This is a genomic window from Streptomyces sp. NPDC006368 (assembly GCF_040612535.1).
Lineage (GTDB): Bacteria > Actinomycetota > Actinomycetes > Streptomycetales > Streptomycetaceae > Streptomyces.
The window spans coordinates 1-22,657 of record NZ_JBEXQK010000009.1; the positions used below are offsets into that span (position 1 = coordinate 1).

The 22,657-nt window shown below is 73.2% G+C and carries 19 protein-coding genes and 1 pseudogene; 10 read left to right on the forward strand and 10 right to left on the reverse strand.

Going from position 1 to position 22,657, the window contains the following annotated elements:
* Window positions 1-142: 142 nt before the first annotated feature.
* Genes ABZZ38_RS09805 through ABZZ38_RS09830 form a run of 6 tightly spaced genes read right to left on the reverse strand, consistent with a single transcriptional unit; the run spans window position 143 to window position 5,543 of the window.
* Complete coding sequence (locus tag ABZZ38_RS09805; protein WP_356737604.1) at window positions 143-694, reverse strand: GNAT family N-acetyltransferase; 552 nt, start codon at window positions 692-694, stop codon at window positions 143-145.
* Window positions 695-748: 54 nt separating this feature from the next.
* Window positions 749-2,020: an ABC transporter substrate-binding protein gene (locus ABZZ38_RS09810; protein WP_356737606.1), complete on the reverse strand. Its 1,272-nt coding sequence runs from the start codon at window positions 2,018-2,020 to the stop codon at window positions 749-751.
* Window positions 2,017-3,051, reverse strand: coding sequence for a branched-chain amino acid ABC transporter permease (locus tag ABZZ38_RS09815; RefSeq protein ID WP_356737913.1), 1,035 nt, complete (start codon window positions 3,049-3,051; stop codon window positions 2,017-2,019). The genes ABZZ38_RS09810 and ABZZ38_RS09815 overlap by 4 nt, the downstream gene beginning before the upstream one ends.
* Window positions 3,052-3,091: 40 nt before the next feature.
* Window positions 3,092-3,982, reverse strand: a complete 891-nt coding sequence (locus ABZZ38_RS09820) for a branched-chain amino acid ABC transporter permease (RefSeq protein WP_356737608.1) — start codon at window positions 3,980-3,982, stop codon at window positions 3,092-3,094.
* A complete protein-coding gene (locus ABZZ38_RS09825; RefSeq protein WP_356737610.1) occupies window positions 3,979-4,749 on the reverse strand; it encodes an ABC transporter ATP-binding protein in 771 nt (256 codons plus the stop codon). The genes ABZZ38_RS09820 and ABZZ38_RS09825 overlap by 4 nt, the downstream gene beginning before the upstream one ends.
* Window positions 4,746-5,543: an ABC transporter ATP-binding protein gene (locus tag ABZZ38_RS09830; RefSeq protein WP_356737612.1), complete on the reverse strand. Its 798-nt coding sequence runs from the start codon at window positions 5,541-5,543 to the stop codon at window positions 4,746-4,748. Before ABZZ38_RS09830 ends, ABZZ38_RS09825 begins: the two co-directional genes overlap by 4 nt.
* 181 nt (window positions 5,544-5,724) lie before the next feature.
* On the opposite strand from ABZZ38_RS09830, the gene ABZZ38_RS09835 reads away from it, so the two are divergent.
* A complete protein-coding gene (locus tag ABZZ38_RS09835) occupies window positions 5,725-6,912 on the forward strand; it encodes a helix-turn-helix domain-containing protein (RefSeq protein ID WP_356737614.1) in 1,188 nt (395 codons plus the stop codon).
* A gap of 408 nt (window positions 6,913-7,320) precedes the next feature.
* Here the strand turns inward: ABZZ38_RS09835 and ABZZ38_RS09840 are convergent, their stop codons facing one another.
* Window positions 7,321-8,475, reverse strand: coding sequence for a glycerate kinase (locus tag ABZZ38_RS09840; RefSeq protein WP_356737616.1), 1,155 nt, complete (start codon window positions 8,473-8,475; stop codon window positions 7,321-7,323).
* 177 nt (window positions 8,476-8,652) lie between these two features.
* Here ABZZ38_RS09840 and ABZZ38_RS09845 point away from each other — a divergent pair, with 177 nt between their 5' ends.
* Complete coding sequence (locus ABZZ38_RS09845) at window positions 8,653-9,144, forward strand: NUDIX hydrolase (RefSeq protein WP_356737915.1); 492 nt, start codon at window positions 8,653-8,655, stop codon at window positions 9,142-9,144.
* 122 nt (window positions 9,145-9,266) lie between these two features.
* On the forward strand, window positions 9,267-9,989 hold the full coding sequence (locus ABZZ38_RS09850) for a Sir2 family NAD-dependent protein deacetylase (RefSeq protein WP_356737618.1): 723 nt from the start codon (window positions 9,267-9,269) through the stop codon (window positions 9,987-9,989).
* A 50-nt stretch (window positions 9,990-10,039) separates the two neighbouring features.
* On the opposite strand, the pseudogene ABZZ38_RS09855 reads toward ABZZ38_RS09850, so the two are convergent.
* Together ABZZ38_RS09855 and ABZZ38_RS09860 are read right to left on the reverse strand one after the other, a co-directional pair.
* Window positions 10,040-10,510: pseudogene (locus ABZZ38_RS09855) on the reverse strand (methylated-DNA--[protein]-cysteine S-methyltransferase); the annotation flags it as partial.
* Window positions 10,507-12,027, reverse strand: a complete 1,521-nt coding sequence (locus tag ABZZ38_RS09860) for an AlkA N-terminal domain-containing protein (protein ID WP_356737620.1) — start codon at window positions 12,025-12,027, stop codon at window positions 10,507-10,509. The gene ABZZ38_RS09860 and the pseudogene ABZZ38_RS09855, both read right to left, overlap by 4 nt.
* A gap of 122 nt (window positions 12,028-12,149) precedes the next feature.
* Here ABZZ38_RS09860 and ABZZ38_RS09865 point away from each other — a divergent pair, with 122 nt between their 5' ends.
* A complete protein-coding gene (locus ABZZ38_RS09865; protein ID WP_356737622.1) occupies window positions 12,150-12,635 on the forward strand; it encodes a flavin reductase family protein in 486 nt (161 codons plus the stop codon).
* Between the two features lie 19 nt (window positions 12,636-12,654).
* Here ABZZ38_RS09865 and ABZZ38_RS09870 read toward each other — a convergent pair whose 3' ends face one another.
* Entirely contained in the window at window positions 12,655-13,233 is a 579-nt protein-coding gene (locus ABZZ38_RS09870; RefSeq protein WP_356737624.1) for a hypothetical protein, read from the reverse strand.
* 267 nt (window positions 13,234-13,500) lie between these two features.
* On the opposite strand from ABZZ38_RS09870, the gene ABZZ38_RS09875 reads away from it, so the two are divergent.
* From ABZZ38_RS09875 to ABZZ38_RS09900, 6 genes are all read left to right on the forward strand, one after another.
* Window positions 13,501-14,523 carry an arabinan endo-1,5-alpha-L-arabinosidase gene (locus ABZZ38_RS09875; protein WP_356737626.1) on the forward strand — a complete coding sequence of 341 codons (1,023 nt, stop codon included), beginning with the start codon at window positions 13,501-13,503 and terminating at the stop codon, window positions 14,521-14,523.
* A gap of 66 nt (window positions 14,524-14,589) precedes the next feature.
* Entirely contained in the window at window positions 14,590-16,125 is a 1,536-nt protein-coding gene (locus ABZZ38_RS09880) for an alpha-N-arabinofuranosidase (RefSeq protein ID WP_356737628.1), read from the forward strand.
* Window positions 16,126-16,181: 56 nt separating this feature from the next.
* Window positions 16,182-17,522 (forward strand): extracellular solute-binding protein, encoded by a 1,341-nt coding sequence (locus ABZZ38_RS09885; protein WP_356737630.1) that lies wholly within the window; start codon window positions 16,182-16,184, stop codon window positions 17,520-17,522.
* Window positions 17,519-18,487: a sugar ABC transporter permease gene (locus tag ABZZ38_RS09890; protein ID WP_356737632.1), complete on the forward strand. Its 969-nt coding sequence runs from the start codon at window positions 17,519-17,521 to the stop codon at window positions 18,485-18,487. The genes ABZZ38_RS09885 and ABZZ38_RS09890 overlap by 4 nt, the downstream gene beginning before the upstream one ends.
* On the forward strand, window positions 18,484-19,329 hold the full coding sequence (locus tag ABZZ38_RS09895) for a carbohydrate ABC transporter permease (RefSeq protein WP_356737634.1): 846 nt from the start codon (window positions 18,484-18,486) through the stop codon (window positions 19,327-19,329). The genes ABZZ38_RS09890 and ABZZ38_RS09895 overlap by 4 nt, the downstream gene beginning before the upstream one ends.
* Before the next feature lie 161 nt (window positions 19,330-19,490).
* Window positions 19,491-22,634 (forward strand): amidohydrolase family protein, encoded by a 3,144-nt coding sequence (locus ABZZ38_RS09900; protein ID WP_356737636.1) that lies wholly within the window; start codon window positions 19,491-19,493, stop codon window positions 22,632-22,634.
* Window positions 22,635-22,657 lie beyond the last annotated feature (23 nt).

Consider the following 22,657-nt stretch of genomic DNA (forward strand, 5'->3'; position numbering starts at 1 on the left):
CCGCGAGCGGCCGGCCCTGGCGGGCCCCCGGTTCGCGGCCGGACGATCGTGGCCGGTGCCGCCTCGTGGCCGTCGGTGGCGCGGGCACCCGGCGGGGCCTCTGCCACGGCGCTCGTGCGGGCCGCCGGCGACGGTGGCGGGGTCAGGAGCCGGTCAGGGCCTTGTGGTAGTACGTCGTGGGGTGCGGGACGCCGTCCGGGGTGAGCGCGTAGCCGGGGATCGACCCGGCCGGGGTCCAGCCCGCCGTGCGGTACAGGGCTTCCGCCGCGCTGCCCGTCTCGGTGTCGAGGACCAGGAGGGTCCGTCCCTCGCCGGCCGCGGCCCGCTCGGCCGTCGCCAGGAGCCGCCGGCCCAGGCCGCGACCGCGGGCGTCCCGGTGGACCAGCAGCTTGGAGATCTCACCGCGGTGGGGCTGGTTCGGCGCACCGGCCCGGACGAGGGTGATCACCCCCGAGAGGGCGCCGTCGGGCCCGTACGAGACCCACACCGTGCGGACGCCCCGCTCGGCCTCCTCGGCAGCCCCCTGCCACCAGGAGGCCGCCTCGGCGTGGCCGAGCGGGGCGAGGAAACCGACGGAGGCGCCGCTGTCCACCGCGTCCACCAGCAGCGCCGCGAGCCCGTCGGCCGCGTGGGCGCGGATCCGGGACGTGGTCAGGCGCTCGATGCGGTGCGCCGTACGGGTGTCTTCGCTCATGATCAGAGCTTCACACGGCGCGGTTTCGGCGGGGTGACGGGGCGTTCCCGTCCGTCAGCCGCCGGGCGTGAACCCTTCCGCCGCCGGGGAGACCTGCGGCTCGCGGACCGTGCGCGCGCCGCCGGGGACGCTCTTGTCGGGCTGGAAGATCGCGCTCTGCCGCGACGACGGCGCCTTCGGGTCGGAGAAGTCGTGAGTCATGCCGAAGCCCGCGTCATGGGCGTTCAGCGTCAGCAGCGCCTTGCCGACGCCCTCGCGGGTCAGGTCCTTGGCCACGCACGCCTTCTTCAGCGCCTCGCCGAACACCTGGGCCGCCGACCAGCCGGCGACGACGCCGTTGTCGAGGGAGTCCTTCGGGTGGGCGGCGCGGTAGTCCGCGACCAGCCTCCTGGCCGCCGGGGTGTCCGCGCCGATCGGCAGACTCGGCGTGGCCACGTAGTACATCTTCTCCAGCGCCGGACCGGCCTGCGTGGCCAGCAGCTGCGGGGAGAAGGCGGAGTTGTTGCCGATGACCGGCACGGTGAGCTTCATGGCCGCGGCGACACCGACGAGGGAGGCCGCCTGGCGCGGGCCCGCGCTGAGGACGATTCCCTTGACGCCGGCCTGCTTGAGCGCGGCGACCTGAGCCGACATGTCGTTGTCCGTCGGCTTGATCTTCTGCTCGACGACCGTCAGACCGGCTTTCCCGGCGGCGTACTTCGAGCCCTTGAGCGCGTTCTCGCCGTAGTCGCCCTCGAAGTAGACATGGCCGAGCTTGTCGCCGCTCCTGAGGCCCTTCTCCTTCAGCAGGAAGTCGACCGCGTTGATCGTCTCGATGTCGTACGTGGAGCCGATCACCCGGATGGACGGGCTGCCCAGCAGCGAGGCCGACCACGCCTGCGGCAGGACGAGCCCCTTGTCGCGGCCGTCGACGCGCTGCTTGACCGCGGCGACGAACGGCGAGCCGATGAACTGGGGGAAGCCCAGCACCTTCGGCTCCAGCTCGGTGTACCCGGCGAGCGCCTTCTGCGGGTCGTAGCCGTGGTCGCGGACCGTCAGCTCCACCGTGCGGCCGCACACGCCGCCGGCGGCGTTGAGCTGCTTGACGTACAGCTGCTGGGCCTGGGTGACGCTCTTGCCGAGCGTGGCGTACACGCCGGTCATGTCGGTGAGGACGCCGAGCCGGATCGCCTTGTCGTCCACGCCCTTGCCGGTCTTCACCCCGTCCGCGCCGGCGCCGCCGTCGTCGCCGCTCTTCGTCTTGGAGCTGCAGCCGCCGACGGCGGCCGTCAGGGCGACGAGCGCGGTGAGGGTGGCGGCGAGCCGCCGGTGCCTGGATATGGTCATCGTTCCTCCGCTGGGGTGCGCACGGTTCGGGTGGGACGGCGGGCCGCCAGGCGGACCAGGCCGCCGGGCAGGAACAGCACCACCGCGACAATGGCGGCGCCGTACAGATAGCGCGACGCCTCGCCCGGTGCGACGCCACCCGTGCCGGGGGCGGAGACCAGGGGCAGGGCGTCGCTGTAGCGGTTGAGGATCTGCGGCAGGAGGGAGACGAAGACGCCGCCGACCACCGCGCCCGCCACCGAGCCCAGCCCGCCGATCACGATCATGGCGAGGTACTCGAGGGAGAGCAGCATGCCGAAGTACTCCGGCACGGTCCGCTGGAACACCAGCGCGAGCAGAACCCCGGCGAGCCCCGCGTACATCGAGGACAGCACGAACGCCGCGGCGCGGTAGCGGGCCACCGGGATGCCCAGGACCCCGGCGGCGATGCGGTGGTCCCGGATGGCGTTCAGGGCGCGGCCCGGTCTGCCGCGCAGCACGCCCCGCGCGAAGAGCGCGGAGGCGACGACCAGGGCGAGGCCCAGGTACCAGAGCTTCTCCGCGGCACCGAACGGCACCTGGGCGACGAGAAGCTCGCTCTCGTCGAAGGTGACGCCGAAGAGGCTGAGCGGCGGGACCTCGCGGCCGTTGAAACCGCCGGTCAGGCCGTGGGCGTTGAACAGCACGTGCTGCCCGATGAAGATCAGCGCGAGGGTGGCGATGCCGAGGTACGCGCCGCTCAGCCGGCCCGCGATGGGGCTGAACAGCCCGCCCGCCGCGCCCGCCAGCGCCACGGCGCCCACGGCGGCGAGCCACCCGGGCAACCCGAGGCCGCTCAGCCCGTCGCCGCCGTCGCCGGCGAACGCGCAGTAGCCGTACGCCCCGACGGCGAGGAAGAAGGCGTGGCCCATGGAGAGCTGGCCGGTGGCGCCGGTCAGCAGGTTGATGCCGATCGCGCCGATCGCGGCGGCCATCGCGAACAGCCCGGCCTGGAGCCAGAACCGCTCCAGGTAGAAGGGCAGGGCGAGGAGCAGGAGGGCGGCGGCGGCCATCGCGTACGTACGGGGCCGGGTGAGCGTCCTGGACGCGGTGTCAGACACGGGCGAGCTCCTTCGTACCGAAGAGCCCCGCGGGGCGGATCAGCAGGACGACGACCATGACGAGGTAGGGCGCGAGATCGCCGATGCCGCGGCCGAGGAAGGTCAGGTCGCCCTGGTAGCCGGTGGCGAGGGACTCGGTGACGCCGACGAGCAGCCCGCCGACGAGCGCGCCCGTGGTCGAGTCGAGGCCGCCGAGGATGGCGGCCGGGAACGCCTTGAGGGCGGCGAGGGACGTGGAGCGTTCCAGTCCTGGGGTGGGGAAGACGGTGAGGAACAGGGCGGCGACGGCGGCCAGGCCACCGGCCACCGCCCAGGCGCCGAGGGAGACCCGGCCGAGCCGGACGCCCATCAGTGCGGCCGTGGACGGGCTCTCCGCGGCGGCCCGCATCGCCACGCCCCACGCGGTGAAGCGGAAGGCGCACAGGAACGCCGTGATGAGCAGCCCGGCGGCGAGGAGCGCGGCGATCCGCGTCTCGGCGATCGTGACCGGGCCGAGGGTCACCACCGCGTCGCCCCACGGGTCGCCCAGGGTGAGGACGTCCGTGCCGATGCGACGGGTGAGCTCCGTGGTCAGCAGGATGTCCACGCCGATCGTGACGATGGCCAGCACACTGTGGTCGGCCCCCCGGTGGCGGCGTATCACCAGGAACTCGACGGCCGCGCCGACGAGCGCGGCGCCCGCGACACCGGCGGCGAGCGCCGGCCAGAAGCCGATGTCGTCATGGAGGACGGCGGTCACGTACCCGCCGGCGAGCAGCAGCGACGCGTGGGCGAAGTTGACGACCTCGGTGGCGCGGAAGATCACGACGAATCCGAGGGCGATCAGGGCGTACACGGAGCCCAGGGAGACTCCGTTGAGCAGGAATTCGGCGAACGTGGTCACTCGGCTGTCTCCTCACCGAGGTAGGCGCGGACGACGGCCGGGTCGTTCTGTACGTCGGCGGGGGCGCCGTCCGCGATTCGGCGGCCGAAGTCGAGGACGGTCACGGAGTCGGCGAGCCGCATCACCACGCCCATGTCGTGCTCGACGAGGACGATCGAGATGCCGAGGCTGTCGCGGACGCCGGCGATGACGGCGGCGGTGCGGCGGCGTTCGTCGGCGGTCATGCCGGCGACGGGCTCGTCGAGCAGGAGGAGGCTCGGCTCCATGCACAGCGCGCGGGCGAGTTCGGCCAGCTTCTGCTGCCCGTACGGCAGGGAACCGGCCGGATGGTCCAGTCGGTCGGCGAGGCCGACGAAGTCCGCGATCTCGCGGACCCGGGCGCGGTGCCGGGCCTCCTCGCGGGCGGCGGACGGCAGACGCAGCCCCGTGGCGAGGAACCCCGCCCGGGTGAGACGGTGCCGGCCCAGCATCAGCGCGTCGGCGAGACTGGCGCGCGGCGGCAGGGCCAGGTTCTGGAAGATGCGGGCCACGCCGAGGGCGGCGATACGGTGCGGGGGCAGCCCGGTCAGCTCGTGGTCGCCGAACCGCACGCTGCCGGAGGTGGCCCGGTAGACGCCCGACAGGACGTTGAAGGTGGTGGACTTGCCGGCGCCGTTCGGGCCGATCACGGCGTGGACGGTGCCCGGCGGGACGGTGAAGCCGACGCCGTCGAGGGCGGTGAGACCGGCGAACCGCACGGTCAGATCGCGCACGTGGAGAGTGGTCATGCGTGCTCCCAGCGGGCCAGGTGCGGAACCTCGGCGGGTGCCGCGTCATCGGCGGCCTCCTCGTCGACGACGCCCAGGTAGCGGCGGCGCACCTCGTCGGAGGCGGCGAGCTCGGGGGCGGGCCCCTCGATCGTCACCTCGCCCACCTCCAGCACGTACGCCTGGGAGGCGAGGCGCAGGGCGAGGGCGGCGTTCTGCTCGACGAGGAGGACCGACGTCCCCTGGGCGTTGATCTCGCGGATCGTGTCGGCGATCCGGGCCGCCATCAGCGGGGCCAGACCGAGGGACGGCTCATCGAGCAGGAGCAGACGCGGGGACGCCATCAACGCGCGGGCGACGGCCAGCATCTGCTGCTCGCCGCCGGAGAGAAGACCCGCGCGCTGGCGGGCCCGCTCGGCCAGAACGGGGAACAGCTCGTGCACCCGCTTGAAGGCGCCGGCCTTGGTGCCCTTGCGTGCCGCGAGCGCGCCCGCGCGGAGATTGTCCTCCACCGTCATACGGGCGAACACCTGCCGGCCCTCCGGCACGTGGCACAGCCCGGCCGCGACGATCCGGTCGGGCGGCAGCGTGTGCAGCGGGCGGTCGGCGAAGGTCACGGTGCCATCGGTGACGGCGCCCCCGTGGAACGCGAGCGTCCGCGACAGGGCGCGCAGCAGCGTGGACTTCCCGGCGCCGTTGCCGCCGAGGACGGCGACCACGGCTCCGTCCGGTACGTCCAGTGAAACCCCTCGCAGGGCGGTGACGGGCCCGTACCCGGCTGTCAGCCCCCGCACGTGCAGGGCGGCAGCGCTCATGGCTCCCCCTCGTCGGTGTGTCGGATGGCGCTCACCCCAGCACCGGCGCCGCCCGCCCGTCCACGCCCGGGACCGGAAACGCTGCCGCTGCCCAGCGGGCACGGCGGAGGGTTGTGCACCCGCACAACACCGCGTGTCAGGGGCCTGCCGGAAGGGGTACGGGGATGGCATCCTCCAGGCCATGGCAGGGCGCAGACCCCGTACGGGCGACGACTGGAAAGTGCTCGCGCAGGCGTGCACGAGACTGCTGGAACGGCTGCCGGAACTCGTGGACGAACACGTCCGCGAGCTTCACGAACACTCCCCCGCGTACGGGCGGGTCATCGGCTACGACCAGCACTGGCAGGAGGCCCGGGAGGCCATGCGGATCGGCATCGAGACGATCTCGGCACCGAGGGCCTCGCCCCGCCGCGACCTGGAACACGCCGAACGGCTCGGGCGGCGCCGCGCGGAACAGGGACTGCCCCTGGAACTGGTCGTGCACGCCTACCGGCTCGCCGGACACCTGGTGTGGGAGGCGCTCCTGGAAGACGCGTCCGCGGACCCCGAGCGGCTGACCGTGCTCATGCAGACCGCCACCATGGTGTGGTCGGCGGTGGACGCACAGGCCGACACCGCGTCGGAGGCGTACCGCACGACCGAACTCGAGCTGCGGCGCCGCACCGACGAACAGCTCCAGGCGCTCCTCGACGCCCTGCTGGAAGGCGGCCGGTCCGCCGAGGTCTCCTCGCGGGCCGCCGCCGGCCTGGACCTGCCCGAACGGGGCCGCTACGCGGTGGTCGTACTCCGCAGTGACCGGCGGGACGTGGCGCACCGGCGACTGGCCGGCCCAGGGCTCCGGTTCATCTGGCGGATGCGGACGGACTGCGAGATCGGGGTGGTGTCGCTCGCCGACGACACGGGCCTGGACGCACTGGCCGAACTCATGGAGGGGCGGTGCCCCGGGCCTGGCGGGATCAGCCCCGTGGTGGTGGGCCTCAGCGACCTCGGCCGGGCGCGGCGCCTCGCCGAACTGGCGCTGCGCACGTGCCCGCCGGACGCCCCGGCGATCGTGCGCCTGGACCACCGCATGCCCGGCGCGCTCGTCGTGAGCCAGCCGGACCTCGCGTCGCTCCTCGTCTCCGAGGTCCTCGGCGCCCTGCTCGGCCTGGACCCGGCCGACCGCGCGGTGCTCCTGGAGACGCTGGACGTCTGGCTCGACTGCGAGGGCTCGGCGGGGCGGGCGGCGAGCCGCCTGTACTGCCACCGGAACACCGTCTTCAACCGCCTGCGGCGCCTGGAACAGCTCACCTCGCGGTCGCTGTCCCGGCCACGGGACCTGACGGAGATGACCCTCGCCCTGGACGCGTTCCGCCTGACCTCGGGCTGACGGGCAGCCTCCCGTGCGGGCGCCCGGGTGTGGTGCGCCGTGGGCCGGGGTCTTCGGTGGGGGGCCTTCGGGCTCTCGTTCACCGCGCTTCGCGCGAGTTCAGTCGTTTTACGCCCGGACACCCCCACGCTCCGACCCCGTCCCCCTCACGAAGGTGGGTGACCACTCGCGCCGTAGGGGTGCGCGGGGAAGGGGGACGTGGAGCGGGTCGTGTTCTGGGCGTAAAACGACAGAGCGAGCGACAGAGAGCCCAGAACACGATCCCCGGAACGGCCCCCACCGGCACCCGTGCAACAGGGCCCAGCCCAACAGCCCCGGCCCCGCACCGCAGGAACGGTCACCCACGCACCGGGGCGAGCCCAACGGACCCGGCCCGCACCCCGGGCGCGACGCCCCCGCGTAAGGGGGTTACGTCAGGAAGTCGCGGGCGATGTTCGCCGCCTGCCGTTCCAGGAGGGGGCCCGCCTCCGCGATGCACTTCGCCGTGTCCGGCTCCAGCTCGGTGAGGGCGTACGCGCGGCGGATGCCCGCCCGGCCGAGCGCCTCCGGCAGCAGGGCCAGCCGGCCGCAGACGGCGACGACCTCGATGCCCTTGGCACGGGCCGCCGCCGCGACGCCCGCCGGGGCCTTGCCGTGCAGGGTCTGCTCGTCGAGGGAGCCCTCGCCCGTGATGACCAGTGTCGCGCGGGCCAGGGCGGGTCCGAAGCCGAGGACGTCGAGCATGACGTCGATGCCGGGGCGGAAGCTCGCGCCGAGGCCGACCAGCGCCCCGTACCCGATGCCGCCCGCCGCGCCCGCGCCGGGCGACGCCGCGAGTTCGGTGGCGCGGGAGCCGATCGACTCGGACAGGACGGACGCGAAGTGGGCGAGCGCGGCGTCCAGCTCCGCCACGTCGTCCGGCGAGGCACCCTTCTGCGGCCCGTAGATCGCGGGCGCGCCCTTCGGGCCGGTCAGCGGGTTGTCGACGTCGCTGGCGAGGATCAGGTCCACGTCCCGGAAGCGGGTGTCGAGGCCGCTCAGGTCCGCCGTCGCCAGGTCGCGCAGGCCACCGCCGCCGGGGCCCACGGGCTTGCCCTCCGCGTCGAGGAAGCGGGCGCCCAGCGCGGCCAGCATGCCGGCGCCGCCATCGGTGGTCGCGCTGCCGCCCACGCCGAAGACGATGGTGCGCGCCCCCGCGTCGAGCGCCGCGCGCAGCAGCTCGCCGGAGCCGTACGTGGTGGACGTCAGCGGTGCGAAGACACCGTCGGGCAGCAGCTGGAGGCCGGACGCCTCCGCCATCTCCACCACGGCGGTGCCGTCGCGCAGCGCGTACGCCGCGGTCACCGGTTCGCCGAGCGGCCCGGTGACGCGTACCTCACGCCGTTCGAACCCGGCCGCCACGGCCGCCGCGACCGTGCCGTCGCCGCCGTCGGCGACGGGCAGGGTCTCCACCTCGAGCCCGGGGACGACGTGCCGGAGCCCGGCCGTCACCCGCTCCGCGACCTGTACGGCCGTGAGCGAACCTTTGAACTTGTCAGCCGCGACGAGCACGCGCGCGGCCTCAGTTACTGCTCCGTCCGTCACCCTTGCATCCCTTGCTTTCGAACAGGCAGTCGCGCCGAGGCCGACCCTATCCGCACCGTCAGACGGCGTGCCACCCCCGGATATGACGATTTTCCTCCGCATAGCCGGGCAAGAGGGGCAGGAAACTGATCGATCATATCGACCGTGGGTGGTCGGCGGCCGGGGGCTAGGCTGATCATCGTGAGCACCGATTACGCAACGTACATCGCCGGTCTCCCGCGGATCCTGGCGGGCGCCGCCGCGCTGTTCCGGGATGCCGAGGGCCGTGTCCTGCTGGTCGAGCCGAACTACCGGGACGGCTGGGCGCTGCCCGGCGGGACCATCGAGTCGGACGCGGGCGAGACTCCGCGGCAGGCGGCCCGGCGGGAGACCCTGGAGGAGATCGGTCTCGACCTGGAGCCGGGCCGGCTGCTCGCCGTGGACTGGGTGCTGGGAGCCGCGCGGCCGCCGATCGTGGCGTACGTCTACGACGGGGGTGTGCTGAGCGACGAGCAGTTCCGGGCGATCCGGCTTCAGGAGGAGGAGCTGATCTCCTGGAAGCTGGTGGAGCGCGAGGAGCTGCCGACGTATCTGCTGGGCTCCCTCGGCCTGCGCGTCCAGCACGCGCTGGACGCGCTCGCGGACGGCGGGGGGCCGGTGGAGTTGGAGAACGGGCGCCCTCCGCGCTGAGCCGGTCGCGACGACGAGCCGGCGACCACCGGGCCGGTGCCGCCGTGCGTCGAAAGGGGCACCGCGCGGTGGCGGTGAAAACGGGTTCGCGGCGACGGGCGGGTGCTGCTTACGCTCGCGGTATGACCCTCGTCGCGATCCTCAGCGGTGCCGGTATCTCCACGGACTCCGGCATCAGTGACTACCGCGGGCCGAACGGCCTGTGGCGCCGCGATCCGGAGGCCGAGAAGCTCGTCACGTACGAGTACTACATGGCCGATCCGGAGATCCGGCGCCGTTCCTGGCAGATGCGGCGCGCCAGTGCGGCGCTGCGGGCCGAGCCGAACGCCGCGCACCGGGCGGTGGCCGAGCTGGAGCGGACCCCGGGTTTCGCGGTCCGGGTGATCACGCAGAACGTGGACGGACTGCACCAGCTCGCCGGCATGCCGCCGCGCAAGGTCCTGGAACTCCACGGCACCGCGCGGACGGTGGTGTGCACCGAGTGCCATACGCGCTCGTCGATGACGGACGCGCTGGCCCGGGTCGAGGCGGGCGAGGAGGACCCGGCGTGCGAGGCGTGCGGCGGGATCCTGAAGTCGGCGACGGTGATGTTCGGGCAGCGGCTCGATCCGGTGGTGCTGGCCGAGGCGATGTCGATCGCCAAGGCCGCGGAGGTGTTCATCGCGGTCGGCTCGACGCTTCAGGTGCAGCCGGCCGCCTCGCTGGCCGGGATCGCGGCCGAGCACGGGGCGCGGTTGATCATCGTCAACGCGGAGCCGACGCCGTACGACGAGCTGGCCGCCGAGGTGATTCGCGAGCCCATCGGCACGGCGCTGCCGGAGTTGCTGAAGCGGCTGCCGTCGTAGGGCGGTGAGAGCGCCGCTTCCCCGCCCGGGCACCGCCCCTGGAAGGGAGCACCGCTCTCGAAGGTGAGCAGTTGTCGCTTGCGGCGCAGGCCACCGCCGTAGCCGGTGAGGCTGCCGCTCGCGCCGATCACCCGGTGGCAGGGGACGATGATGCCGACCGGGTTCTTGCCGTTGGCGAGGCCGACGGCGCGCGAGGCGCCGGGTTTGCCGAGGAGCCCGGCCAGTTCGCCGTACGTGCGGGTCTCCCCGTACGGGATCTTGCGGAGCTGCTGCCAGACGCCGAGCTGGAAGGGCGTGCCGATGAGGTGGAGGGGCAGGTCGAAGTCGGTGAGTTCGCGGGCGTAGTACGCGTCGAGCCGGCGGACGGCCTCGTGGAAGGGGCGCGGATCGGGTTCGCCGAAGGTCTCCTCCGGGGGTCGGTGGCGCTGGTCGGTCATGTAGAGCCCGCTGAGGAGCCCGTCGGTGGCGACGAGGGTGAGGAGGCCGTAAGGGCTGTCCACGACGGTGTGCTGACGGTTCATCGGAGCGCCTTTTCAGTGGGCAGGTGGTTGATGGGGTGGCTGTCGGTCGCCCAGAGGTACTGGACGGCGTACGCGCGCCAGGGCCGCCAGGCGGCGGCGCGCGAGGTCAGCGCGGCCGGTGTCGAGGGCAGACCCAGGTGGGCCGCGGCACGCCGGACGCCGAGGTCGGTGGGGAGGAACGCGTCGGGGTCGCCCAGGCCGCGCATCGCGATCACCTCGATCGTCCAGGGGCCGAAGCCGGGCAGTTCGGTGAGGCGTGCGCGGGCCTCGTCCCAGTCGCTGTCCAGGCCGAGCCGGAGGGTGCCGTCGGCGAGGGCGCCGATCAGGGTGGTGAGGGTGGTGCGGCGGCTGCGCGGCAGGGCCAGGGTCTCGGGGTCGAGCGCGGCGAGAGCCTCGGGGGCCGGGAAGAGGTGGGTGAGCCCGCCCTCGGGGTCGTCGACGGGGGTGCCGTGGGCGGTGACGAGGCGGGCGGCGTGGGTGCGGGCGGCGGCCGTGGAGACCTGCTGGCCGAGTACGGCGCGTACGGCGAACTCGGCGGCGTCGACGGTGCGCGGCACCCGGCGGCCGGGGGCCTTGTCGACGAGGGGGGCGAGCAGCGGGTCGCCGCGGAGCTGGTCGTCGACGGCCACGGGGTCGGCGTCCAGGTCGAGCAGGCGGCGGCAGCGGCTGATGGCCAGCGTGAGGTCGCGCGGGTCGGTGAGGGAGAGGCGGCAGGCGATGTGGTCCGCGCGCGGGGCGAGGGCGACGGTGCCGTGCCCGTACGGGAGGCTCAGCGTCCGGCGGTAGGCGCCGTCGCGCCACTCCTCCACGCCCGGCACCGCGGTGGCGGCCAGGTGGCCGAAGAGGTTGTCGGGGTTCAGGGGCGCGCGGTAGGGCAGCCGCAGCGTGATGGCGCCCGGGGTGCGGGCGCCGGGATCCGCCGTGGTGCGTGGGCCCGCGCCGGTTCGGGTGCGTGCGGCGGCGCGGGTGCGCAGGTCGCTCGGGGAGAGGGCGAAGACCTCGCGGACGGTGTCGTTGAAGGTGCGGATGGAGGAGAACCCGGCCGCGAAGGCCACGTCCGCCATGGGGAGTCCGGTCGTCTCGATGAGGAGGCGGGCGGTCTGGGCGCGCTGGGCGCGGGCCAGGGCGAGCGGTCCGGCGCCGAGTTCGGCGTACAGCTGGCGCTCGATCTGGCGGGTGGAGTAGCCGAGGCGGGCGGCGAGGCCGGGCACGCCCTCGCGGTCGACGACGCCGTCCTGGATGAGGCGCATGGCGCGGGCGACGGCGTCGGCGCGGGCGTTCCACTCGGGCGAGCCGGGGCTGGTGTCGGGGCGGCACCGCTTGCAGGCCCGGAACCCGGCCTGCTGGCACGCGGCGGCGCTCGGGTAGAACGTCATGTTCTCGGCCTTGGGCGGCACCACCGGGCAGCTCGGGCGGCAGTAGATCCGGGTGGTCAGGACGGCGGTGAAGAACCAGCCGTCGAACCGGGCGTCCTTGGACCGGACCGCCCGCACGCAGCGCTCGGTGTCGGTGTGCATGGTCCAAGCATCGAGCACGAGGGCGCCACAGGCTGGCAGAAAAGCGACATGGTCCTCGCGCTGCCTGCGCCTGCGCGTACCGCCGATGCGGCGGGGGCCGGGCCTGGGGCTATGGTCGTGGTGTGGCTGATCTCAACGTGTTCAGTGGCCTGCTCGACTACCCGATGTACGTCGTGACGGCCTCGGCGGGGGGCGAGCGGGCGGGCTGCCTGGTCGGGTTCGCGTCGCAGTGCTCCATCGACCCGCCGCGGTTCGCCGTGTGGCTGTCCACCGCCAACCGGACCTACCGAGTGGCCCGCCGCGCCGACCATCTGGCCGTGCACCTCCTGCGCAGGGACCAGGGCGCGTTGGCGCGGCTGTTCGGCGGCGAGACGGGCGACGAGATCGACAAGTTCCAGCACGCCGCGTGGCACCCCCGGCACGGTGACACGCCCGTGCTGCGTGATGCCTGCGCCTGGTTCGTGGGGCGGGTGAGCGGGCGGATCGACGGCGGTGACCACGTGGGCTTCCTCCTGGACCCCGTGGAGGAGTCCCCGCCCGTGCCGGGCCGGCCGCCTCTGGTCATGTTCGACGACGTCAAGGGGATCTCGCCGGGCCACCCGGCGTGACGGAGTCGCGCGTACGCGCTCACTGCCCGGGGCGCGTACGGGCCCGGGTATCGTGCGCGGCACCCGGCGTGCCCGTTCCGGTGACCGCCCCCGTGTCCACCGCCTCGGCCATGTGCCGCAGCAGCCGGTGCTGCCGGGCCGCGCTCCACGTCATCCACCCGAGGAAGACCACCGAGAACAGGCCGTAGCCGATCGCGGAGCGCGCGTCGGTCGTCGCGGTGACGGCCACGGCGAGGGTCGCGAACATCACGTACAGCAGGACGAGCGCCGCGCGACGGTGCCGTGTGGCGTGCAGCCGCTGCGCGACCAGCTTCGCCATCGCCTCCCGCTCGGCCGGCTCGCGCGGCACCTCACCGCGCCGCAGCTTCCGGTCCAGGGTCGCGACGGTCGCGTCCGACCCTCCCGTCGTCCGCTTCTCCTTGCGCCGCCGGACGACGAGTACGACCACGCCCCCGAGGGACACCACGGCGACGCGCACCAGCGTCTCCCCCCAGGTGTGTCCCGGGCTGATCAGCATGATGAGGGCGGTGGCCGCGACGACCGAGAGCACGACCTGAGCCCATAAGTGCTCGGTGAGCCATACGTCAAGCCTTTTCATGGCGTAACTCCTCCTCCGCGGCGGCCTGTTGGCAGGTTGCTCGCGTTCCCCGGAACGGTGTCCCCATGACAGCCGCGCCCCCGGGCCCACTCCACCGACACCCGCTTTCCGTTCGGCATTCCGCACATCGTTCGGAATTTTGCGCGAAGCATTGACGGCGCATTTCCACCGCTCTACGGTCCCGTTCGATGTGACGATCACCATCCGAAATGCCGAACACCCAGGGGCGGTTGCCGTCGCCGCCCATGGGCGAAGGAGCCGCCGACCATGCCCGCCACTCCCCCGTCCCATGCCACCCGTACCGTCCTGACCGCCGTTGTGTGCGCCGCCCTGCTCCTCGGTGCCTCCCCCGCCACACACGCCGACGACGGGCGAACCGGCCCCGGCGCGGCTGCCACCCACCCCGGCCCCCGCCCCCTGACCGGCGACACCGAGGTGCACGACCCGTCCGCGACACGCCTCCACGACGGCACTCTCATCGTCTACTCCACGCACAACGGCATCGAGGCACGCACCTCCCGCGACGGCGTCCACTGGCGGCGGGCCGGCTCGGCGTTCCGCTCCGTCCCCGCGTGGTGGCGCTCGTACTCCGCCGAAGGCGACGTGTGGGCGCCGGAGATCCTGTATCGCAAGGGGACGTACTGGCTGTACTACGCGGTCTCGTCGTTCGGTTCCAACCACTCCGCCATCGGTCTGGCCACCTCGCCCACCGGCCGGCCCGGCACCTGGCAGGACCGCGGAGTGGTCTTCTCCTCCACCACCGCGGACGACTACAACGCCATAGACCCCGCCATCGTCCAGGGCGACGGCGGCCTGTGGATGTCCTTCGGCTCGCACTGGACCGGCATCCGCATGGTCGAACTGGACCCGCGCACCGGCACGGTGCGGAGCGGCGCCCCCGTGCACCACCTGGCCACCCGCCGCGACGCGCCGTACGCCGTCGAGGCCCCCTACATCGTCAAGCGCGGCGCCCACCACTACCTGTTCGTGTCCTATGACCGCTGCTGCGCCGGGACCGACTCCACCTACCACATCCGCGTCGGACGCGCCCTGTCACCCACCGGCCCCTACACCGACCGGGACGGCACCCCGATGACCGAGGGCGGCGGCGACGTGCTGCTCGCCTCACACGGCCGCCACATCGGGCCGGGCGGCCAGTCCGTGCTGCACGACCGGGGACGACACGTCCTGGTCCACCACTACTACGACGCCGAGGACGGTGGCGTCCCGAAGCTGGGGCTGACGAGCCTGCGCTGGGACGCCGACGGCTGGCCCGTGGCCGGCCCCTGACCCGGCCCGCTGCCCCCTTCCGCTCCAGACGCCCGAACACCATCCGTCGAAAGGTCACCGGTCTCCATGTCCTCCTCCGTATCCACGGCCCGTACCGCGCGGTTCACGCTCGACCCCGACTTCACCGTGGGAGAGGTCAGCCCCCGGCTCTTCGGCTCCTTCGTCGAACACCTCGGCCGCTGCGTCTACACCGGCATCTTCGAGCCGGGCCACCCCAGCGCCGACGAGGCGGGGCTGCGCACCGACGTACTGGAGCTGATCCGCGAGCTGGGGGTCACAGCGATCCGCTATCCGGGCGGCAACTTCGTCTCCGGATACCGCTGGGAGGACTCCGTCGGGCCGGTCGAGCAGCGGCCCCGCCGGCTCGACCTGGCCTGGCGGTCCACCGAGACGAACCGTTTCGGACTCGGCGAGTTCATCGACTTCCTCAGGAAGGTCGGGCCGCAGGCGGAGCCGATGCTGGCCGTCAACCTCGGTACGCGGGGGGTCGCGGAAGCCATCCAGCTCCAGGAGTACGCCAACCACCCCTCCGGCACCGCCCTCTCCGATCTGCGGGCGGAGCACGGCGACAAGGACCCCTTCGGCATACGCCTGTGGTGCCTGGGCAACGAGATGGACGGCCCCTGGCAGACCGGGCACAAGACCGCCGAGGAGTACGGGCGGCTCGCCGCCGAGACGGCACGGGCCATGCGCCAGATCGACCGGGACGTGGAACTCGTCGCCTGCGGCTCCTCCAGCCGGGCCATGCCCACCTTCGCCGCGTGGGAGGCGACGGTCCTCCAGGAGACGTACGACCTCGTCGACTACGTCTCCCTGCACGCCTACTACGAGGAGAAGGACGGCGACCGCGACTCCTTCCTCGCCTCGGCCGTCGACATGGAGTCCTTCATCGAGAACGTGGTGGCGACCTGCGACCACGTGGGCGCCCGGCTGAAGTCGGCGAAGCGGATCAACCTCTCCTTCGACGAGTGGAACGTCTGGTACATGAGCCGGTACGAGGCCGAGGCCCAGGCCGATCCGCTCAACTGGCCCGAGGCGCCGCGTCTGCTGGAGGACGGCTACAGCGTCACCGACGCGGTGGTGTTCGGCTCCCTGCTGATCGCACTGCTGCGCCACGCGGACCGGGTCACCGTGGCGTGCCTCGCCCAACTGGTCAACGTCATCGCCCCGATCATGACCGAGCCGGGCGGACCGGCGTGGCGGCAGACGACGTTCTTCCCGTTCGCGCAGGCCGCGCGCCACGGGCGCGGGCAGGTTCTCGACGTACGGGTCGACTCACCGACGTACCGGACGGCGGCGTACGGCGATGTACCGCTGCTGCACGCCACCGCCGTACGCGACCCCGCGACCGGCGCGGTCACCGTCTTCGCCGTCAACCGCTCCCGGACCGAGCCGCTGCCCCTCCAGGTCGCCGTGCGGGGCCTGGGCGTCACCCGGGTCGTGGAGCACAGCGTGCTCGGCGACGCCGACCCGGACGCCCGCAACACCCTCGCCGAGCCGGACCGGGTCACCCCGCACGAGGGGGCGGGCGCCCACCTCTCGGACGACGCCCTCCGGGTCGACCTCGAACCGCTGTCCTGGACGATGATCCGCCTCGCCTGACGGCGCCGCCCGTCCTCTTCCGCCCCCTCCCGCCCCGCTCCGAAAGACGAGCCGTCATGCGACCACACCACGTCAGCCGACGCCGCGCCCTGGCCGGCGGCCTCGGCGCCCTGGCCACCGCCGGTTTCCTGGGCGCGCCGGCCACCGGCTGCGCCGCTCCCTCCGTCGCCGCCGAGGGCAGCACGCCGCTGCGCTTCTGGCACCTGTTCGGCGGCGGCGACGGCGTCAACATGAAGCACATGCTCGACGCCTTCCGCGCCGAACACCCCGGCATCGCCCTGGAGGCGGCGACCCTGCAGTGGGGCGCCCCCTACTACACCAAACTGGGCATGGCCGGCGCGGGTGGACGGGCGCCCGAACTGGCCGTCCTCCACCTCGCCCGGCTCGCGGGCTTCGCACCGGGACGGCTGCTCGACCCGTTCGATCTCGACCTGCTCGGCGAGCTGGGCGTACGCGCGGCCGATTTCCCGCCCGGCATCTGGAAGCGCGGCCAGGTCGACGGCAAGCAGTACGCCGTCCCGCTGGACACCCACCCGATGGTCCTCTACTACCAGACCGAGGTGTGCGAGAAGGCCGGACTGCTCGACGGCGGCAGGCTCAGGCCCATCAACGGCGCGGCGGAGTTCGCCGACGCCCTGCGGGCCGCGAAGAAGGCCACCGGCGGGCCGGGCCTGGTCACCGAGACACTGGGCCCGGACTGCATCACCCCGTGGCGGCTGTTCGCCACCTTCTACTCGCAGACGGGCGGCCGGGTGCTGTCCGACGACGGCAGGCGTCTCGTCCTGGACGACGCCAAAGCCCTGAAGGTGCTGGAGTTCATGGGCCGGCTCGTCGAGGAAGGGCTGTGGACGCGGCGCGCCGACTACGCAGCGTCCGTCGGCATCTTCAACGGCGGGAAGACCGCCTTCCACCTCAACGGGGAGTGGGAGGTCACCTCCTTCCGCACCACCGGCCTGAAGTTCTCCATGACGCGGGTACCGGCGCTGTTCGGCCGTCCCACCGCCCAGGCCGACTGCCACGCCTTCGTCCTGCCGCACCGCGCCGACCGGGGCGGCGCGACGGACGAGGCGGCGCACACGCTCGTCGCCTGGATGCTCAAGCACGCGGTCGCCTGGGCGCGGGGCGGGCACGTACCCGCGTACCTGCCGGTGCTGGACGACCCCGAGTACCTGGCGCTCGACCCGCAGTCGGCGTACCGGGACGTGGTGGACGACGTGGTGCTCGACGACCCGGCGTGGTTCACCGGGTCCGCCTCCCGCATGTGGATCGAACTGGGCGGCGTCCTCTCCGGCGTCCTCACCGGCTCACGCAGCCCCCGTAACGCCCTGGCCGAGGCGAAGAACCGCCTCCGGCGCCTGCTCGACACCCGCGATCCCCTGTCCGGAGCGGCGTCATGACCACTGTCACCCCCGCTGTGCCGCAGGCCTCGCGGCCCCCGAAGCCCGCCGCGGCGGCGGGCGGTCCCGCCCGCCGGGTGCGCCGCAGGTGGACCGAGCACGGGCTCGTGTTCGTCGCGCCCTTCCTCGTCGTCTACGGCCTGTTCCTGGTGTGGCCGCTGCTCTCGGGCGTCGGCATGAGCCTCACCAGCGAGAACATCACGGCCACGGGCGCGGAGTTCGTGGGGCTGGACAACTACGCGGAGGCCGTCAAGGACCCGGAGGTGTGGTCGTCGCTGTGGAACACGGTGTGGTTCACCGTGCTGTCCACGGTGCCGCTCGTCGTCGTCGGCCTGGGACTCGCGCTGCTGGCCCACCAGCTGCGGGTGGTCCAGTGGCTGTGGCGGCTGAGCTGGTTCGCGCCATTCCTGCTCCCGTCCGGCGTGGTGACCCTGCTCTTCGCGCAGATGATTTTTCCGTCGGGGTTCGGGCTGGCCGACCAGATGCTGACCTCCGCCGGTCTCGAACCGGGCATCGGCTGGCTCACCGACGCGCGGTACGCGATGCTCTCCATCGTCCTGACCACCGTGTGGTGGACCGTCGGCTTCAACTTCCTGCTCTATCTCGCCGCGCTGCAGGCCATTCCCGCCCACCTCCACGAGGCCGCCGAGCTGGACGGGGCGGGCGCCTGGCGCCGGCTGTGGCACATCACGCTGCCGATGCTGCACCGCACCACCGTGCTGGTGGTGGTCCTCCAAGTGCTGGCCTCGCTGAAGATCTTCGACCAGGTGTACCTGATGACCGGCGGCGGCCCGGACAACTCCACGCGCCCGATCCTGCAGTACGTCTACCAGCAGGGCTTCACCGGTTACCGGATCGGCTACGCGTCGGCGGTCTCCTACATCTTCTTCGCCCTGATCCTGATCGTCTCCCTGGTGCAGCCGTGGCTGTCCCGGCGACGCCGAACCGAGGAGGCCGCCAAGTGAGCGCACCCGCCGTACGACCCCGCTGGACCCCGGGCAGGGCCACCCTGCTGGCCGTCGCCCTCGCCCTCGCCGCGGCCTGGCTGCTGCCGCTGGCCTGGGCGGTGGCGACCTCGCTGAAACCGGAGGGCGAGACGACGAGGACACCCCTGGAGTGGGTCGGCTCCACCCTCACCTTCGACGCCTACGCCAAGGTGTGGGAGTCCGGCGACCTGCTGCGCTGGACCCTGAACTCCGTGTACGTCTCCGCCACAACGACCGTGCTCACCGTGCTCCTGTGCGCCATGGCCGCGTACGGCTTCACCCGCACCGACTTCCGTGGCCGCAAGGCGCTGTTCGGGCTGGTGCTGGCGGGCATCATGGTCCCTCCGCAGGTGCTGATCGCGCCGCTGTTCGCGGAGATGGTGCAGCTCGGGCTGGTGGACACCTACTGGGGAGTGATCCTGCCCCAGGTGGCCGTGCCGGCCATGGTGTTCATCCTGGTGAAGTTCTTCGAGGGTGTGCCACGGGAGCTGGAGGAGGCCGCGTTCGTCGACGGGGCCGGGCGGTGGCGGGTCTTCTGGACGATCGTCATGCCGCTGTCGCGGCCGGTGCTCGCGGCCGTGGCCATCTTCACCTTCATCTCCACCTGGAACAACTTCCTCTGGCCGTTCCTCGTGACCACCGACCCGAACGGCATGACGCTGCCCGTGGGCCTGGTCACCGTCCAGTCGTCCTTCGGCGTCCGCTACGCCCAGATCATGGCCTCACTGGTGATCGCCGGGCTGCCACTGCTGGTGATCTTCATGCTGTTCCAGCGGCAGATCGTCCGCGGCATCGCCCACACCGGCCTCGCCGGGCAGTGACGTCCGGCACGGGCCTTCCGGACCGGCCGCCCCGCTCACCGGCATGGGTGAAAAGCAGACAGCTTGCGTGCGTCGGCGCATCCTCCCGGCCGTGAGGCGGAACGCTTCCCAAGGCTGTCGTGACGACTCACCGGTCTGTGCCGGGCAAGGAGGGTTCTTCGGTGGAGCATGACGTGAACCGGCGCGGATTCCTCCAGACCGTGGCCGTCGTCGGGGTGGCGGCCGCGGCGCCCCCGCTGTCGGCGGTGGCGGCGACCGGGCCGACTCTGCGGAGCTCCTCGATCACGGGCGGCTCGGTCTCCGCCGCGGCCGGCCGGGACTGGCTCGTCGCGGAGATCCAGGGGATCGTGTGGCGCGTCCCCCGCCGGGGCGGCGAGGCCGTCCAGCTCACCGACTGGGACCTCGAACCGACCCGGCCGACCGTCGCGCCGGACGGGTCGCTGGTGGCGCTGTGCGCCTACCGCTCCGGCGCCTTCCACCTGTGGGTGATCCGTCCGGACGGGACGCGGCTGCGGCAGCTGACCGCCGGGCCGTGGGACGACCGGGGCGTGGCGTGGTCACCGGACGGGACGCGGCTGGCGTTCTCCTCCGAACGCGGTGGCGACCCGGTGACGGGCAGTTCCTTCGCGATCTGGACCCTCCACCTCCGCAGTGGCCGGCTAACGCGGCTGACCGAGGGCCCCTTCGAGGACTACGACCCCGCCTGGACGCCCGACGGGCGGCAGGTGGTGTTCGTGCGCGCCCACCACCGACCGGGCGGTGGCACCGATGGAGGGCGGACGCTGGCCCGGGTCCCCGCCTCCGGGGGCAGGGTGAGCGTGGTGCGCACGGTCGAGGAGGGCCGGGTGCTGTGCCCGACGATCTCGCCGGACGGCCGGATGGCCTACCTCCACCTGACCGGCACCAGCGACGCGGCCTCCCAGCCCGCGTCCGCAGCCGCGCTCATGGTCGACGGACGTGCCGTGACCACGGAGGAGGACGTGGCCGCGGCCCCGCCCTCGTGGATCGCCGAGGACCGGCTGCTGTACGTGGCCGACGGCCGTATCCGTACCCGCCACGTCCCCCCGTCCCCGTCCGCGGCGTCCTCGGGCGTCCCCGCTGTCGAGGACATCGCGTTCACCGCCCGTCTGCCCGCCCCTCTCCCCCGCCACCGGCCCAAGCGGCGCGACTGGGACTCCACCGCCGCGCGCCCGGTGCGGGGCATCGACGTGCCCGCGCTGTCGCCCGACGGGAGAAGCGTGGCCTTCGGGGCGCTGAACGCCCTGTGGGTGATGAAGCTCGGCTCGGCCCCGCGCAAGCTGGTGCAGGCCGGGCCCACCCACTACCTGCGCATGGCGTCCTGGGCGCCCGACGGGCGCTCCGTCCTGTACTGCACCGACCGGGACGGGCTGATGGCCGTGCACCGACACGGTGTGACCGACGGCCGTGACACCGTGCTGGCGGGCGGCGGGCGGCTCAATCCGGTGCTGTCACCGGACGGCGCCCGGCTGGCGTGCCAGGACGTCACGGGGAACCTGCTGCTCCACGACCTGGCCGCCGGCACCCATCGCACCCTGGCCGCCCCTCTCGGCGGCGGAGGCCCTCCCGGAGCGCCCACCTGGTCGCCGGACGGCCGCTATGTGGCCTTCTGCGACCGCAACCGGCTCAACCAGCGCTTCCGCGAGGGGTACAACCTCATCCGGGTCATCGACACCACCACCGGCGCGGAGACGCGTCACCTGCCCGCGGAACACCAGTCGCTGTCCGACCGGCACGCGTCCGGGCCGGTCTGGTCCCCCGACGGGCACTGGATGGCGCTGGTCGTGGAGTCCGCGCTGTGGGTGATGCCCGTCGCCGCGGACGGGTCGCCGGCCGGGGCTCCGCGTCAGCTGTCCGACGAGCCCGCCGACCACCCCACGTGGGCGGCGGACTCCCGTACCCTGCTGTACGTCTCCGAGGGCCGGCTGCGGCTGACGGACCTCGACGGCGCCGGACCCCGGAGCGTCCCCCTCGACCTCACCACGCGCCGCCGCGTCCCGCCGGCGCGTGAGACCGTGCTGATCCGCGCCGGGCAGGTGTGGGACGGCACGGGTGAACACCCCCGGCAGGACGTCGACATCCTGCTGACGGGCAATCGGATCACCGCCGTCGAGCCCCGCGGTTCACGGCGTGCGGCCGGTCGGGTCATCGACGCGTCCGACCGGACCGTCGTCCCCGGCCTGATCGACAGTCACATCCACCCCTACCTGCCGCAGTACGGGGCCCGGCAGCAGGTGCTGGCGCTCGCCTACGGCATCACCACCACCGCCTCCATGGGCGGCTCCGTCCACGAGTCCGCCGGGCTGCGGGAGGCCCTCGACGGCGGTCACTGCGCCGGGCCGCGGCTGCTGACCGGCACCGAGCTCATCGACGGCTCCCGCGTCGCGTACACCATGGGCCGCGCGCACCGTACCCGCGACGGGGTGCAGCGCACGCTGCGGCGGGCCGCCGCCCTGGACACCGACTTCGTCAAGACCTACGTCCGCGCGCCCGGGTGGATCATGGCCGAGGCGGCGCGTACCGCCCGTCGGCTCGGCGTCCCCAGCGGCAGCCATCTGTGCTTCCCCGGCCGCCACGCCGGCCAGCACCTGACCACCCACCTCCAGGCGACCCAGCGGCTGGAGTACGGGCACGCCGTCACGCCCCTCGGGCACAGCCACCCGGATGTGATCGAGCAGTACGCCGACGGCGCCTTCTCCCTCGTCGCCACGCCGTTCAGCGCCCTGCCGCTGCTCGGCGCCCACCCGGCCCTGGCGGACGACCCGCGCGTATCGGTCCTCATGGCCCCCTGGGACGCCGCTCACATCCGCGAGACCGCCGCGACGCCCCCCACCCGGCGTCAGCTGCGGATGCTGGCGCAGGAGATGGGCACGTACCGACGGTTCCTCGCCCACGGCGCCACGCTCGCCCTGGGCACCGACGCGCCCCTGACCCCCACCGGGCTCCACCTCCACCTCGCCCTGCGCGCGCTGCACGCCCACGGCTTCACGGCCGCCGAGGCGCTGCGCACCGTCACCACCGCGCCCGCCCGGGTGTTCGGCCTCGACGACGATCTGGGCACCGTCGAAGCGGGCAAGCTGGCCGACCTCACCGTCGTCGACGGTGACCCTTTCACCGATTTCGACGTCCTGCCCCGGACGCCCCTGGTGTTCCGCGGCGGGATCCCCCACCACCAGGCCGACCTGCTCGCCGCTCACCTCGCCCCGCCGCCCGGCGGGGCCGAGGAGCACGCGGCGTGGCTCACCGTCAACCGGACGCTGCGCCACGGTTCCTGCTGTTCCGAGTGACGGTCTCCGGGTCCCCAGAAGGG